The organism is Pseudomonas sp. MIACH, from assembly GCF_001269925.1.
GTDB lineage: Bacteria > Pseudomonadota > Gammaproteobacteria > Pseudomonadales > Pseudomonadaceae > Aquipseudomonas.
The window spans coordinates 86,149-100,136 of record NZ_LHVO01000017.1 but is presented as its reverse complement, the minus strand read 5'-3'; the positions used below and the strand labels follow the sequence as shown (position 1 = coordinate 100,136).

At 59.4% G+C, this 13,988-nt stretch carries 16 protein-coding genes; 5 read left to right on the top strand and 11 right to left on the bottom strand.

Translation table 11 applies throughout. The features are described 5' to 3' along the window. Positions 1-50 precede the first annotated feature (50 nt). Positions 51-1,235 carry an osmoprotectant NAGGN system M42 family peptidase gene (locus AD670_RS06365; RefSeq protein ID WP_053129400.1) on the top strand — a complete coding sequence of 395 codons (1,185 nt, stop codon included), beginning with the start codon at positions 51-53 and terminating at the stop codon, positions 1,233-1,235. A 59-nt stretch (positions 1,236-1,294) separates the two neighbouring features. Continuing rightward, positions 1,295-1,522, top strand: coding sequence for a YheU family protein (locus AD670_RS06360; protein WP_003236706.1), 228 nt, complete (start codon positions 1,295-1,297; stop codon positions 1,520-1,522). A gap of 1 nt (position 1,523) precedes the next feature. Here the strand turns inward: AD670_RS06360 and csrA are convergent, their stop codons facing one another. After that, the gene (gene csrA / locus AD670_RS06355; protein WP_053129397.1) at positions 1,524-1,721 is read right to left on the bottom strand and encodes a carbon storage regulator CsrA; all 198 of its coding nucleotides are present in this window, start codon (positions 1,719-1,721) and stop codon (positions 1,524-1,526) included. 127 nt (positions 1,722-1,848) lie between these two features. Continuing rightward, on the bottom strand, positions 1,849-2,664 hold the full coding sequence (locus AD670_RS06350; RefSeq protein ID WP_053129394.1) for an SDR family oxidoreductase: 816 nt from the start codon (positions 2,662-2,664) through the stop codon (positions 1,849-1,851). 329 nt (positions 2,665-2,993) lie between these two features. Between AD670_RS06350 and AD670_RS30610 the strand changes: the two genes are divergently transcribed. Next, positions 2,994-3,146, top strand: coding sequence for a DUF3309 family protein (locus AD670_RS30610; protein ID WP_015885095.1), 153 nt, complete (start codon positions 2,994-2,996; stop codon positions 3,144-3,146). 69 nt (positions 3,147-3,215) lie between these two features. On the opposite strand, the gene AD670_RS06345 is transcribed toward AD670_RS30610, so the two are convergent. The 5 genes from AD670_RS06345 to AD670_RS06325 form a co-directional block, all read right to left on the bottom strand. Then, positions 3,216-5,303 carry an LTA synthase family protein gene (locus AD670_RS06345; RefSeq protein ID WP_053129391.1) on the bottom strand — a complete coding sequence of 696 codons (2,088 nt, stop codon included), beginning with the start codon at positions 5,301-5,303 and terminating at the stop codon, positions 3,216-3,218. A gap of 306 nt (positions 5,304-5,609) precedes the next feature. Beyond that, positions 5,610-5,801 carry a PLDc N-terminal domain-containing protein gene (locus tag AD670_RS06340; RefSeq protein ID WP_003172956.1) on the bottom strand — a complete coding sequence of 64 codons (192 nt, stop codon included), beginning with the start codon at positions 5,799-5,801 and terminating at the stop codon, positions 5,610-5,612. A 67-nt stretch (positions 5,802-5,868) separates the two neighbouring features. Beyond that, a complete protein-coding gene (locus AD670_RS06335; protein ID WP_053129388.1) occupies positions 5,869-6,399 on the bottom strand; it encodes a hypothetical protein in 531 nt (176 codons plus the stop codon). 41 nt (positions 6,400-6,440) lie between these two features. Then, positions 6,441-6,956: an ankyrin repeat domain-containing protein gene (locus AD670_RS06330; protein WP_053129385.1), complete on the bottom strand. Its 516-nt coding sequence runs from the start codon at positions 6,954-6,956 to the stop codon at positions 6,441-6,443. 96 nt (positions 6,957-7,052) lie between these two features. Beyond that, complete coding sequence (locus AD670_RS06325) at positions 7,053-8,879, bottom strand: long-chain-acyl-CoA synthetase (protein ID WP_053129380.1); 1,827 nt, start codon at positions 8,877-8,879, stop codon at positions 7,053-7,055. Between the two features lie 395 nt (positions 8,880-9,274). Between AD670_RS06325 and AD670_RS06320 the strand changes: the two genes are divergently transcribed. Then, a complete protein-coding gene (locus AD670_RS06320; RefSeq protein ID WP_027603943.1) occupies positions 9,275-9,553 on the top strand; it encodes a DUF3509 domain-containing protein in 279 nt (92 codons plus the stop codon). Positions 9,554-9,717: 164 nt separating this feature from the next. Here the strand turns inward: AD670_RS06320 and AD670_RS06315 are convergent, their stop codons facing one another. Next, on the bottom strand, positions 9,718-10,626 hold the full coding sequence (locus AD670_RS06315) for a LysR family transcriptional regulator (RefSeq protein WP_053129377.1): 909 nt from the start codon (positions 10,624-10,626) through the stop codon (positions 9,718-9,720). A gap of 127 nt (positions 10,627-10,753) precedes the next feature. Between AD670_RS06315 and AD670_RS06310 the strand changes: the two genes are divergently transcribed. Further along, on the top strand, positions 10,754-11,506 hold the full coding sequence (locus tag AD670_RS06310) for an SDR family oxidoreductase (RefSeq protein WP_053129375.1): 753 nt from the start codon (positions 10,754-10,756) through the stop codon (positions 11,504-11,506). A 304-nt stretch (positions 11,507-11,810) separates the two neighbouring features. On the opposite strand, the gene AD670_RS06305 is transcribed toward AD670_RS06310, so the two are convergent. The 3 genes from AD670_RS06305 to AD670_RS06295 all read right to left on the bottom strand — a co-directional run bounded on the left by AD670_RS06305 (position 11,811) and on the right by AD670_RS06295 (position 13,979). Beyond that, positions 11,811-12,080: a response regulator transcription factor gene (locus AD670_RS06305; RefSeq protein ID WP_053129373.1), complete on the bottom strand. Its 270-nt coding sequence runs from the start codon at positions 12,078-12,080 to the stop codon at positions 11,811-11,813. Between the two features lie 211 nt (positions 12,081-12,291). Continuing rightward, positions 12,292-12,822: an acireductone dioxygenase gene (locus AD670_RS06300; RefSeq protein ID WP_053129371.1), complete on the bottom strand. Its 531-nt coding sequence runs from the start codon at positions 12,820-12,822 to the stop codon at positions 12,292-12,294. After that, entirely contained in the window at positions 12,819-13,979 is a 1,161-nt protein-coding gene (locus tag AD670_RS06295; protein WP_053129369.1) for an MFS transporter, read from the bottom strand. Before AD670_RS06295 ends, AD670_RS06300 begins: the two co-directional genes overlap by 4 nt. Between the last annotated feature and the right edge of the window lie 9 nt (positions 13,980-13,988).

Genomic DNA, 13,988 nt, shown 5'->3' with positions numbered 1-13,988 from the left:
ACAACAGCCCCACTGGCCAGAGCATTTGCCTTATTTCATCAGGAGTCTTTATGACCCGAACCATTCCCGAACCGGATCTCAACTACCTGCAAAAAGTCTTGCTGGAAATGCTCGCCATTCCCAGCCCCACCGGGTTTACCGACACCATCGTGCGCTACGTCGCCGAGCGCCTGGAAGAACTCGGTATCCCGTTTGAAATGACCCGGCGCGGCACGATTCGCGCCACCCTCAAGGGCCAGAAAAACAGCCCCGACCGCGCGGTGTCTGCGCACCTGGACACCATTGGCGCCGCCGTGCGCGCGATCAAGGACAATGGCCGGCTGACCCTCGCCCCGGTGGGCTGCTGGTCAAGCCGCTTTGCCGAAGGCAGCCGCGTCAGCCTGTTTACCGATAACGGCGTGATCCGTGGCAGCGTGTTGCCGTTGATGGCCTCCGGGCACGCGTTCAATACCGCCGTGGATGAAATGCCGGTGAGCTGGGACCACGTGGAATTGCGCCTGGACGCCTATTGCGCCACCCGCGCCGATTGCGATTCCCTGGGGATCGGCATCGGTGACTACGTGGCGTTCGACCCGTTGCCCGAGTTCACCGAAAGCGGGCATATCAGTGCACGCCACCTGGATGACAAAGCCGGTGTCGCCGCCCTGCTCGCCGCGCTCAAGGCTATTGTCGACAGCGGCGAACCACTGCTGATCGACTGCCACCCGCTGTTCACCATCACCGAAGAAACCGGCAGTGGCGCAGCGGCGGCCCTGCCCTGGGATGTGAGTGAGTTTGTCGGCATCGACATTGCCCCGGTCGCCCCCGGCCAGCACTCCAGCGAGCATGCGGTCAGTGTGGCGATGCAGGATTCCGGCGGGCCGTATGACTATCACCTGTCCCGCCATTTGCTGCGCCTGGCAGCAGATAACGACTTGCCCGTGCGTCGCGACCTGTTCCGCTATTACTTCAGCGACGCCCACTCGGCGGTGACTGCCGGTCACGATATCCGCACCGCCCTGCTCGCGTTCGGTTGCGACGCGACCCATGGCTATGAGCGCACCCATATCGACAGCCTGGCTGCACTGAGTCGGCTGTTGGGCGCGTATATCCTCAGCCCGCCGGTGTTCGCCAGTGATGCGCAACCGGCCCAGGGTTCATTGGATCGGTTCAGCCATCAGATCGAGCACGAAACGCAGATGGAGAGCGACACCCGCGTGCCGTCGGTGGACAGCCTGGTCGGTCAGAAGTCCTGACGCTGGCAACTGCGGTCCCGGCGCAGTAGCATCGCCGGGACCCATCACCCGAGGCTTGTATGCTGATTCCCTACGACGCACTTGAAGTCGACACCCTGACCCGCCTTATCGAAGACTTCGTGACCCGTGACGGCACCGACAATGGCGACGACACGCCCCTGGAAACCCGCGTGCTGCGGGTGCGCCAGGCGCTGACCAAGGGCCAGGCGCTGATCGTGTTCGACCCGGACAGCGAGCAGTGCCAGTTGATGCTCAAGCACGATGTGCCCAAGCATCTGTTCGACTGACTCAGGGGTTGATGGAGGGCTGGGGTTGCGTGGCTTGACGCTCAAGGATCTTCTGGTAGACCTCGGCGCGGTGGACATGCACCCCGACCGGCGCAGCAATCCCGAATTTCACCTGGTTACCGTTCAACTCGAGGATGTGCACGGTGATGTCATCGCCGATGGAGATGATTTCGCCTACGGCACGGCTTAAGACCAGCATGGCGGTTGTCCTTATTGAATAACAGGACCCCGACCATGCGCGCTGGGTGTGGGTGCAGCAATGCCTCGCGGCAAAATCAGGCAACACCTACAAATGAAGGTAAATTGCCTGACAGACTAACTCCCAATCAGCCCTTAACAGCCTGGGCCTTGGCGCGCATCTTGTCGGCCATGGTGGTCATTTCGTCGTAGAGCAACTGCGGGTTCTTCTGCTTCAAAGCCCACGCCATCCGCCCTTGCTCATGGGGCAGGATCATGAACTCGCCCTGCGCCACGCGTTGATAGATGTAGTCGGCAATGTCCGCCGCCGAGATCGGCGAACTCTCCAACAACTTGCCCACCTGAGCTTTCATCGCCGGAGTAGGACCACGGAACGAGTCCAACAAATTGGTCTGGAAGAACGACGGGCACACCACGTGCACCCCGACTTCCTGCTGCTTGAGCTCCACCAGCAAACTCTCCGACAGCGCCACTACTCCGGCCTTGGCCACGTTGTAGTTGCTCATGGCCGGCCCCTGCATCAGTGCCGCCATCGAGGCGATGTTGATAATGCGACCCTTGCTCTTTTCCAGCAGTGGCAGGAACGCCTTGCAGCCCTTGACCACGCCCATCAGGTTGATTGCGATCTGCCAATCCCAGTCCTCCAGGGACAGTTCGGCAAAGAAACCGCCCGAGGCCACGCCGGCATTGTTGACGATCACATCGATGCCCCCCAGCTTCACTTCGCAGGCCTGGGCAAACGCGGTGAGCTGGCTGTAGTCGCGCACGTCGCAGCGCTGGACAAACCCATCGCCACCGGCTTCGCGCACCAGCTTCAGGGTTTCCTGCAGGCCTGGCTCGCTGACGTCCGACAAGGCTAACTGCCAACCCTCACGGGCCCAGCGCAGAGCGATTTCACGACCCAGGCCGGACCCGGCGCCAGTGATCATCATGCGGTTTTGCATAGGAAGTAGCCTTGTGGTTCACAGAGGAAGTGATCGGCAGTGTAGCGAAGGTTTTTCCTACACCCACGCACCATCAGATTGATGAATGCCCCAGGCAAACCACAGGCCGGGTCGGATGCCCGCCTATAGCCTAAGTTCAATCTTTTTCAATTAACCCAGCAGGGTTGTGAACGGATTAAACGAAATAAGGGTGTTTGCGAAATGCTTTAAAAAAACACGGAATTTTCTGTGAAGCCGCACAGTCGGAGTTGTTAAGGCGTCCGAAATAAAACACACGGGCCTCTCGTTAAATAACCGGTCTTGCACAAGGCCTATAAGGAAAACAAAACATGAGCCTCATTCTAATCATCATCCTGATCCTCTTGCTGGTTGGTGGTCTGCCAGTGTTCCCTCACTCGCGTAACTGGGGTTATGGCCCGTCGGGTATCCTCGGTGTAGTGCTGGTTGTGCTGCTGGTCCTGTTGTTGCTGGGCCGCATATAACCGCTACGCGGTAATAACCAAGCAAAAAAAAGAGGCCTTGAAAAAGGCCTCTTTTTTATTGCCGGTTAATCAGTCCGGCTTACCGTTTACAACGCCTGCGGTGTTATCCAACAAACTCTTGGTCGCGGTTTGCAGGAACGATTCGAGTTTCTGCTTGAGTGCAGCCTCGTCCGGCGATTCAGCAATCACTTTACCGGTCGGGTTGGCACCCAGTTCGTATTGCCACAGCTTCGGTGGCATTTCCTTGGGCAGTACCAGAATGCGGTCTGCAGTCACCAACGCCACGGTCTGGTCGCTGCCGGATGGCTTGATCACGCCAAAGCCCTTGTCGCCTTCCGGCAGGTTCAGCAGGTCGCGGCCCCAGCATTGGTGCAGGGTGTCGCCACCCAGGCGGCCCATGATGGTCGGCACGATGTCGATCTGGGTGCCCACGGTGTGGTCACGCTCGCCGAACTTCTCCTGCATGCCCGGTGCAATCATCAGCATCGGCACGTTGAAGCGGCCCAGGTCCATCTCGGTGATCTGCTGTTCGTTGCCGAAGCCGTGGTCGCCCACGATCACGAACAGGGTTTCCTTGAAGTACGGCTCCTTGCGGGCCTTTTCAAAGAACTGGCCCAGGGCCCAGTCGGAGTAACGCATGGCCGTCAAATGCTCGTTGAGGCTGCCACGGTCGGTGACTTTCTCCACCGGCAATGGCGTCGGCAACGCGTACGGCGTGTGGTTGGACAGGGTTTGCAGCAGTGCGTAGAACGGCTTGCCGCCCTCACGGGCCTTCAATTCTTCCAGGCCACGGTTGAACATGTCCTGGTCGGACACGCCCCACGTCGGGTCGGAGAACACCGGGTCGACGAAGTCGTTGCGGCCGATGAAGTTGGTCATGCCCTGGTTGCTGAAGAAGCCCGACTGGTTGTCCCAGGCGAAGTCGCCGTTGTAGACATACACGTCGTCAAACTTGCGCGCGCTGAGCAACTGCGGCAGGCCCGACAGCTTGTGGCTGCCTTCCGGGGTCTGCATCAGGTATTCAAAACCTGGCAGGTTCGGGAAGCAGGCCATGGTGGCGAACATGCCCTGGTGGGTGTGGGTGCCGTTGGAGAAGAAGCGATCAAACAGCAGGCCTTCCTTGGACAGTTTGTCGAAGGATGGCGTGATGTTGCCGGGACGCCCCAAGGCGCCTACCGAATGACCGGCGAAGCTTTCCATCAGGATCACGACGACGTTCTTGATCGGCAGGGTCTTCTCGGCCGGTGGCGTGTAGTCACGGCGCACCGCGGCGATGTCGGTATCGACCAGTTTCTCTTGTGGCAGCACCAGCATGTCACGCACGGTCTGGGTGGCCAGCGGCTGGTCCAGGGTCGCCTTCCAGATGTTGGAGCGGTCTTCACCGAACCGCGCCTTGGCCGCCGCGATCAGCGACAAGGTGCCATTGAGGCCCAACTGGTTGGCGAAGTTCGAATCGGTGGTGTACACATCGCCCCAACGCAGCGGCGGGCCCTGGCGCAGGGTGCCACGGGCGGCGACCACGGCGATCAGCAGGCACACCACGAACACCGCGATGCGGCTGTACCACGGCGCGACTTGGCGGGTACCGATGCTGCCACCGCTGAACGGGCCACGAGGGCGCGTGGCGCGGTCGGCACCCTTGAATGCCATGCTCAGGATCAACGTGCCCACGGCCCACGCCAGCAGGTAGCGCACCACCGGGAAACCGTACCAGAGCATGCTCATCACGGTTTTCGGGTCTTCCTTCACATACTGGAAGACCAGGCCGTTGAGGCGCTGGTGGAACTCACGGTAGAAGTCCATCTCCATCAAGCCCAGGAACAGGGCGATGCTGGACGCAATGGTCAGCCAGAAGCGGAAGAACCCACGCGCGGCCATGGCCCGTACGCTGAACAGTGCCAGCAGCAGCGGGATCAGCAGGTATACCACCAGGCGTAGGTCAAAACGCAGGCCGTTGGCGAATGCTTCAAGGAAGGTCGAGGCCGGCGTGTCGAGGATCATCTCGCGGTTGTAAGCCAGCAGCGCCAGGCGCAGCAGGGAGAACATCACCATCATGACCAGTGCGCAGAGCAGCGTGTACGCCAGATGGGATTTGACGGTCGGTTGCAGCAGGCGATTAGAAGCTCGCTGCTGACTCAGGGCGTCCGGGTTTGCCATGTCGTTTCAGGACCCATTGGAAGTTTAAGTGACGAAGTAGTGCAGTGGCGCGAATGGTGCCCGATCAATGCCATCAAGGCTATTAATTACTGAACGAGCACGACTGCCCCCGCCTTTAAAAGCACCTGAAGCAGGGCATTGGCAGGGTCGATAAAGCCGGCGGATTGTCTTGGATAAGATGTGAAAATTGTGTGCAGCGAATATTTCGACACACAAATCTCTGGAGTGCGCTGAAGACCAATGTGGGAGGGGCGGTGCGACGCCCCTCCCACATTTACTGTGCTCGCTTCAAATCGAGTGCGGGGGTCAGATCCGCACGTTACCGCGCGGTCCTGCAATGGCCCAGATGATCAGGCCCAGTACCGGCAAGAGCAGGATCAACAGGATCCACAAGACCTTGGCGCCGGTACTCGCGCCGCTTTTGAACACGTTGATGATCGCCCAGATATCCAGCGCCAGGATGATCAGCCCGATCAAGCCATTAAAAGTGGAACCCATGGTGTCGCTCCTAAGTGAGGGCATGCCCTTGTAGGATAGTCAGCCCTGGCAGGGGTTCCGTTTTATTTCAGACGTGTACGGCAACCTTCAGCGCTTCCAGGGACGGCTCGGCCTTGATGCCGACTTCGGCACACAGCGCCAGTACACGCGGCAGGTCGTTGCCGAACACCAGCACCGCCTGGATTTCGTCGTCCAGCAATTGGCTGAAGTTGAGCAGCACATAACCGCCATCTTCCGGGCTCAGGGCGCTCATCTGGATCTGGATACGGTTCAACGCAGTGAGGTCTTCAGTCTTGGCCAGTTGCTTGGGCTTGAGGTTGAACGCCACGCCCGGACCAAACGACGCGACGATCTGCGCAAACAAGTCGCCATAGGTATCGGCCTGGAACAGCACGGTGTCCGGCAGGCTACCGACCACCACCCACTCCCCCAGCGGAATCGGGAAGCTGTCGTCGTAGTTGATATCCGGGTTGGCCGCCAGGAAGGCCGCCGGGTCGGCGTAGGCCTGGGCGGCCTCCTCGGCGATGCGCGTGACCTCGTCCTCGCCCATGACCCCGGCGCTGATTTTGCTGATAAGTTCGACGAGGGCGGTTTTCATGGGGCGATCCTGTAACGGGCTGGTTTTTGAGGGCGCACAGCCTACACCAGTTTCTCCAGCTGCGCCGCCGTGTCCTTCGCGCCCATGGTCTGCGCCGCCGCCAGCGCCGTCGCGCCCTGGGCATCGGTGGCCTTGGGATTGGCGCCTTGGCTGAGCAGGTAATCGACCATCTCGACGCGGTTGAACATGGCGGCCATCATCAGCGCGGTACGACCGTCGGACGAGGCGGCCTCGATTGGCGTGCCCCCTTCAATCAGCGCCTTGACCACCGGCAAGTGCCCCTTGAACGCCGCGCCGGCGATGGGCAGTTGGTTCTTGTCATTGGCGATCAACGGGTCGGCCTTGAACTCCAGCAGCACTTTTACCGCTTCGGCATGGCCGTGGTAGGCAGACAGCATCAGCAAGGTGTCGCCGTTGTGGTTACGGAAGTTGGCCGGCAAGCCTTTGGCCAGCAGCGCGGCGAGCATGGCGGCGTCACCTTTGCGCGCCACGTCGAAGACCTGCTCGGCAAATTCGGCGGCTTCGTCTTCGGTCATTTGTTTGGCTTGATCTGACATGTGGGGGGCTCCTTGTCTGGTACTGAATAGGCGCCAGTGTCGCGATGGAGTTCCCCACTGTCATGGCTTTTTTGTCAAAAGCCCCCATAGGCACAATCAATAGCGGAACTGACCACCCTGGATCTGCGCCAACAGTTGCCCGGTGACCGGTACATAGCAGTCCGACCCCGGCAACCAGGCATACACCGGGTCATTGCCGGCCTTGTCCGGATCAAAGGCCTCTTCCTTGAGCCTGACCTTCTGGTACTTAAAGGTACCGGTGGTTTCCATCTTGACCTTGATGCGCAGGAAGAGCGGCACTGCATAGGGCGGCAATTGTCCGTGGGCAAATTGCAGCAACTCGCGCATGTCCAGCGAGGCCAGGGATTCACTCGGAGTGATGGCAACCATGCCTGCGCGGCCATTGGTGTTTTCGATCTCGACGCCATAGGCCACTACTTCGGCGATCTGCGGGTGTTGCAGCAGCACGTTCTCGACCTCGGTGGTGGACACGTTTTCACCTTTCCAGCGATAGGTATCCCCCAGGCGATCCACAAATTGCGCATGGCCGAAGCCGATGCTGCGCAACAGATCGCCGGTATTGAAGTAACGGTCGCCCTTTTCGAATACGTCGGTGAGGATCACCTTGCGATTCTTTTCCGGGTCGGTGTAGCCATCAAAGGGCGATTTTTCATCGATCCGGGCCAGCAGCAAGCCCTGCCCGCCCGTTGGCACCTTGCGCATAAAGCCATCACTGCCGCGCAGTGGCTCGCCGCTGTCATGGGCGTAGTCCACCAGTGCCCAATGCTGCAGGCAAAAACCGATGGTGTTATCGAAATTCAACACGTTGGTAAAACCGATATTGCCGTCACTGGCCGCGTACAGCTCGCAGATATGCTCCACACCATAACGTGCCTTGAACTGCGCCCACACGCCGGGGCGCAAGCCATTGCCGACCATCTTGGTCACGCGGTTATCAAGGTCGTGTTCGCCGGGTGGCTGGTCGAGCAGGTAACGACACAATTCACCGACATAGCCGAGGGTGGTTGCGTTGAATCTGCGCGCATCGTCCCAGAACTGACTGGCGCTGAACTTGCGGCGAATGGCGAAGCCCGACGCCCCGACAATCGCCGAGCCCCAGCACACACACAGCCCGGTGGCGTGGTACAGCGGCAAGGTGCAATACAAGACGTCGTCCGGCCCCATGTCCAGCGCGATGCTGCCGAAGCTGACAGCGGTTTTGGTCCAGCGACCATGTTTCATGATGCCGGCCTTGGGCAGGCCGGTGGTGCCGGAGGTGTAGATATAGAAGCACGGGTCGTTGAAGAAGATCTGCGCGGTGCTGGCCGGGTTGTCCACCGGGCACTCGGCGCTCGCAGCCAACAGGTCGATATAACCCTGCGGCACTGCGCTGGATGGCTGATCGGCGACGAACCAGGTTCGATCAGATGCGATGCCCACCTGATCGCGCACCGCGTCATGGGCAGCCACCAACTCCGCGCCGACAATAATGGCGACCGGACTCACCAGGTTCAGGCTGTGCACCAGCGCCGCCTGGGTTTGCGCGGTGTTGAGCATCGCGCAGATGCCGCCCAGCTTGGCCACGGCCAACACGTTCAAGAGCAGTTCGGGGCGGTTTTCGATAAACAGCGCCACCACGTCACCCTTGCCGATGCCCTGGGCTTGCAGGTGATGGGCGATACGGTTGGCGCATTGGTTGGCGTCGGTGTAGCTGAGCACACGGTCGCCGTACAGCAGAGCGTTGCCGTCGGGGTTGCGCAGGGTCGCTTGCTCAAAGTGCCAGCCCAACCCGCACGGCTGCGCGGGGTCGGTGACATTCGCGGCACGCATGCCACGCACTACGCGCGGCAGGGCGCGGACAATGGCCGGCACCTTACGCAGCAGCTTGCCCCAGGTGATCATGTCGTTGTGCGGGTGGCTCATGGAGGAACGTCCTTTTTCTTATTCTTCGTATGATCCAGAAGCACAGATCCCTCCGTAGGCGGAAGGTCCAATGCATTGCAGGAAAATACGTCAGCCCTTCTTCAGCTGTACACGCGGGATTTGAAAAGTTTTGTATCCCGAGCGATGCCCCCACAAAAAAGGAATTTAGCTGCCCGCAGGCAGTCTTTATCAGTACCGGCGCGTCCATCCCACCCCGTTGAGTAACGCAAAATGCAGGATGCATGATGGCCATTCATGCAATTTGCACGAAACTGAAAATTGGCAATTTTTTTAAGTGATTGATTTATAACGATATTTTAATAAATCATGAGCTGGCACAATCACTGCACCTATCACTCCATGCTTGCCAACTTGAGCCAACGGAGCTGATAGACATGAGCCTGATCCAAGATAAATTCGCTTCAGTATTCTCCAACTACGACGTCACCACCCAGCCACGTCCCGACGGCGGCATTCTGTTGACCCTGCGCAACAGTGACGGCAAGCAGGTCAAGCGTTCGATCTCTTACCAGCAGCTGCACACCGCCGATCAATTGACCTGGGTGATCAGCGCGATTCGTCGCGACCTGGCCGAACAAGCCAGTGAACTGCCGCAAATCTCGATGTTGCAGAGCCAGAACCGCTTTGCCCTGCCGACCTACCACTCGGCGTAAATACCGCAGTCATAACAAGGCCGCGACGCTCTTGAGCGTCGCGGCCTTTTTTGTTTGACGATGACTCCAGCCCGGCACTTCGCTGGACTGTACCCAAGCCCGATACAGCGGGTTTATCAAACACTCAGGCGAGTTCAACAGATGCCGGGGCCGTCTCGTCCTATCTATAGAGTCGGCACAGGGGTGCCGCCGTTCAAGGCTGGAATCTTTGAAAACACCTCTGCCATAAAATCCATGAACACGATAGCCCGCGTGGGGAGCAGTCTGTTGGCGACATAAACCATCTGCACGGGGACAGGGGGAGCCCCATGGTTGGTGAGAATGAACTGTAATTTCCCGCTGTTCAGCCCGCCCTCAAACAGCCACGCAGGTCCATGCGCCACACCCAGGCCCGCCACGACCGCCGCACTCACAGCGTCGGGCGAGTTGACCCTGAGCCTGCCGGTAATCGGAATCTCCGCGCCCCGGAATCGCCAGGTCGCCCCGGACGACAGTAAGGTGTAGATGATGCAATCGTGGTCGCGTAGATCCTCCGGGGTCTGCGGAACGCCGCGTTTAGCCAAGTAGTCCGTGCTGGCGACGAAGACCCGGTCGTACCATCCAAGAGGCCGGGCACGCAAGGTGCTGTCCTCCAGCTGTCCTATGCGAATGGCGAGTTCGGTGCCTTCATTGACCAGGTCTACGTATCGATCGTTGAGTTGGAGATCCAAGATCAATTGAGGGTAGCGCTCCAGAAAGGCCGGCACATGCGGCAGCACAAACGCGTGTGCGAGAGCTGTCGGACAGGCTACGCGCAAGAGTCCCGATGGATCGACGTTGTTTCTGAAGGACGATTCGGATTCATCCACCGCATCCAGGATGCGCCGGATGTCCGCATAGTAGCGTTCGCCCTCCGGTGTCAACGACAGCTTGCGCGTAGACCGGTGGAGCAAACGCGTCTGCAAATGATCCTCCAGAGCCGCTACATAGCGGCTTACATTGGGTTGCCCCAGCCCTAGATCCCGCCCTGCCGCCGAAAAGCTCCCGGTTTCTACAGCACGCGCGAAGCATGTCATCAAAAGAAATCGGTCCACTTCTCCACCTCAATTCATGCTCAATTTGCATGAATTATATGCGAATAAGCAGTCTTATATACTATGGAGCATGAGCGCATATTTCTCCCTGTCGACCGCGGTGGTCGTCATTCACCGGAGAATTCAAATGTCGCGCTTGCAAGGTAAACGTACGCTCATCACTGGCGGCACCAGTGGCATCGGGCTGGAAACGGCAAAGCAGTTCCTGGCGGAGGGTGCTCGCGTGATCGTAACGGGTGTCAACCCCGATTCGATTGCAAAGGCCCAGGCCGAATTGGGCCCGGAAGTGCCGGTACTGCGCGCCGACTCGGCCAGCGTTGCGGCACAAAAGGAGCTGGCACACGTCATCAAGGAACACTACGGCCAACTCGACGTTGCCTTCCTCAATGCCGGCGTATCCGTCTGGCAGCCCATCGAAGAATGGACGGAAGATATGTTCGACCGCTCTTTCGACATCAACGTCAAAGGGCCGTACTTCCTGATGCAGGCGCTGTTGCCGGTCTTCGCCAATCCTGCTTCGGTCGTGTTGACGACTTCCGTAAGCGCCCATGCAGGCGCAGATCGCTCGTCCGTGTATGCCGCAACGAAGGCCGCATTACTGAACATGTCGAAGACGCTCTCGACCGAATTGCTGGGCCGTGGCATCCGTGTCAATGCAGTGAGCCCTGGCCCCGTCGAGACGCCGCTTTACGACAAGCTGGGTATTCCACAAGCTTATCGCGAGCAGCTTAACAAAGAGATCGCGGCAACCATTCCGCTTGGGCGCTTCGGTACCTCCGACGAGGTGGCCAAGGCAGTGCTGTATCTGGCATCCGACGAGTCGCGCTGGACGGTCGGCTCCGAAATCGTCCTTGACGGCGGCCGCCTGCTGAATGGCTAAGCGCGCAGCTCAAGAATTACGCGAATGCCACATCGCCCGGGCTGAGTTAATCAGGTACTGAACGCCGGCCCCAGCACTTAGGGACGAACCAGTCCAATCCAGACTGCGCACACAGCGGTACGCGGGAAACTTCTGCCGCTGTTTGCGCTTGAGAAACCACCCACTACGCCCATTCGTACAGCGCGCCGCGATTGTGCTGCTTGAAAAGGGTATCCACGTAGGCACGGTTTCGTTATGGCTGGACTATGACGCTTCAAACCGATGGCTTCGATGGCCGAAAGCCCCTCACCAAGGCTCGCTGGGGTCAGCATAAACCTTGGCGTACCGCCTCATTCATCGCCTGCACCCGGTTGTTCACGCCGAATTTGCCGTAGATATTGCGCAGATGGAATTTCACCGTGGCTTCGGAGGTGGCGCGAATCTGGCTGATTTCCCAGACGGTCTTGCCTGCGGAGGCCCAACGCAAGATTTCCAGTTCCGCAGGGGTCAATGCTTTTCCAGCCAAACTCAAACGCCTTCTAACGGCGTTGGGTACGGAATAGTGTGTTGGAAATGATTCCTTTGGGCCTCTCATTAGTTTCGCTCCCTTTTATTGGCTATCGGCCTATCACCCTTCGGATTTCTCCTATTGACAGGTGATATAAACGTTGAGGCCGCAAAGAGTTACATAACCAATGGAACTAAGGCGTAGGGCCCGCGATAAACAGCCAGGCCTTACAGGAATTTGAGTTTATTCCCACAACAACTTCCACCATGCGGGGGTTGAAGTTTTTGATACGTCGCTCTTAGTCATCCAGCCCAGGAAAGCGTCGGGCGATAGCGTCGCCCGTCAACGTCGGCACTGGGCTTTGCGCCTTATTGAAAAATCGCAGCGTTATACAGTGCGGGTTCTCACCCATATCAAACCAGTGCGCCATACCGGCCGGCACCACCAGCAGGTCGTTTTTCTCACACCGCACGGCATATACGTAGTCGCCAACATGCAGGTTGAACAAACCCTGGCCGGCGATGAAAAAACGCACTTCGTCTTCGCCGTAGCGGCGCTCATCCAGGAACTCGGCGCGCAATTCGGCTTTTTGCGGGTGGTCGCTCGTGACACGGGACACTGCCACCGCAGCGTAGCCGAGCGCGTCGATCTGCGGCTGATAGGCGGCAATCATGTCAGCATCGCTGGCACCCCTTTCGATCAGGCCAGGTTGCCAGCGGTCAAACCGCACACCGTGCTCGGCCAGGGTGGCGACGATGTCGTCGACATGGGTCAGGACCTTGTTCGGGGTATCCGGTGAAGCAACGGGGTAGACGGCGACATAGCTCATTGAAGGATTCCTTGGTTCTGCTCTTGCAATCGAAAACCGATGATAACGGCAGCGGCCAGGGCTGCGACGCTGGCAATACTAAAGGTGAAGGTCGGTCCCAGCAGGTTCCAGCTGTAGCCGGAATACAACGCCCCCAGCGCACCACCGGTGCCGGCCAAGGCGGCGTACAGCGCCTGCCCCTGGCCTTGTTGTTTGGCGCCAAAGCTGCGTTGCACAAAGGCAATCGCCGCCGCGTGGAAGCTGCCGAACGTGGCGGCGTGCATCACCTGCGCCAGCAACAGCACCCACAGGAGTTCGGCAAAAGAACCCAGCAGCAACCAGCGCAGCGCCGCCAGCAGAAAGCTCGCCAGCAGCACCCGGCGTACCGAAAACCGCGTGAGGATGCGGCTCATGCCCAGGAACATCAGCACTTCCGCCACCACGCCCAGCGCCCACAGCATGCCGATCACGCCACGGCTATAGCCCAGGTGTTCCAGGTGCAGGGTCAGAAAGGTGTAGTACGGACCATGGCTCATTTGCATCAGCGCCACGCATGCGTAAAACGCCAGTACCCCAGGGCTGCGCAGTTGCTTGAGAAAACCGTCTGCCCCCAGGCGATTGCCCTGGGTCACAGGCTGCGCATTCGGCACCCACAGGCTGGCACCGATGATGCCGGCCATGATCACCACGACCACCACCGGGTAGATATCCAGGCTCAGCCAGTCGAACAGGCGCCCCATGATCACCACGGTGAGGATAAAACCGATGGAGCCCCACAGGCGCACCTGGCTATAGCGTGAGGTCTGTTTGTGCAGGTGGGCCAGGGTGATCACTTCGAACTGTGGCAGCACCGCGTGCCAGAAGAACGCATGCAGGGCCATCACCAGGGCCAGCCAGGCGTAGGTATGGCTGATGAAGATCAGCGAAAAACTCAGCAAGGTGCACACCGCACCGAAGCGCACGATGGCCAGGCGCCGGCCGGTGTAATCCCCCAGCCAGCCCCACAGGTTGGGGGCCACGCAGCGCATCAGCATGGGGATGGCCACCAGCTCGCCGATACGCGCGCTGGAGAACCCCAGGTGATCGAAGTACAGCGCCAGGAACGGCGCCGTCGCCCCAAGCAGGGCGAAGTAGAACAGGTAGAAGCTGGAAAGGCGCCAGTATGGGAGGGCTGTCACCGCCGCGCC

Bases quoted from the DNA above. Each gene is read 5' to 3' on its own strand.
- AD670_RS06365 (WP_053129400.1), top strand. From the start codon at position 51: ATGACCCGAACCATTCCCGAACCGGATCTCAACTACCTGCAAAAAGTC.
- AD670_RS06360 (WP_003236706.1), top strand. From the start codon at position 1,295: ATGCTGATTCCCTACGACGCACTTGAAGTCGACACCCTGACCCGCCTT.
- csrA (WP_053129397.1), bottom strand. From the start codon at position 1,721: ATGCTGGTCTTAAGCCGTGCCGTAGGCGAAATCATCTCCATCGGCGAT.
- AD670_RS06350 (WP_053129394.1), bottom strand. From the start codon at position 2,664: ATGCAAAACCGCATGATGATCACTGGCGCCGGGTCCGGCCTGGGTCGT.
- AD670_RS30610 (WP_015885095.1), top strand. From the start codon at position 2,994: ATGAGCCTCATTCTAATCATCATCCTGATCCTCTTGCTGGTTGGTGGT.
- AD670_RS06345 (WP_053129391.1), bottom strand. From the start codon at position 5,303: ATGGCAAACCCGGACGCCCTGAGTCAGCAGCGAGCTTCTAATCGCCTG.
- AD670_RS06340 (WP_003172956.1), bottom strand. From the start codon at position 5,801: ATGGGTTCCACTTTTAATGGCTTGATCGGGCTGATCATCCTGGCGCTG.
- AD670_RS06335 (WP_053129388.1), bottom strand. From the start codon at position 6,399: ATGAAAACCGCCCTCGTCGAACTTATCAGCAAAATCAGCGCCGGGGTC.
- AD670_RS06330 (WP_053129385.1), bottom strand. From the start codon at position 6,956: ATGTCAGATCAAGCCAAACAAATGACCGAAGACGAAGCCGCCGAATTT.
- AD670_RS06325 (WP_053129380.1), bottom strand. From the start codon at position 8,879: ATGAGCCACCCGCACAACGACATGATCACCTGGGGCAAGCTGCTGCGT.
- AD670_RS06320 (WP_027603943.1), top strand. From the start codon at position 9,275: ATGAGCCTGATCCAAGATAAATTCGCTTCAGTATTCTCCAACTACGAC.
- AD670_RS06310 (WP_053129375.1), top strand. From the start codon at position 10,754: ATGTCGCGCTTGCAAGGTAAACGTACGCTCATCACTGGCGGCACCAGT.
- AD670_RS06305 (WP_053129373.1), bottom strand. From the start codon at position 12,080: ATGAGAGGCCCAAAGGAATCATTTCCAACACACTATTCCGTACCCAAC.
- AD670_RS06300 (WP_053129371.1), bottom strand. From the start codon at position 12,822: ATGAGCTATGTCGCCGTCTACCCCGTTGCTTCACCGGATACCCCGAAC.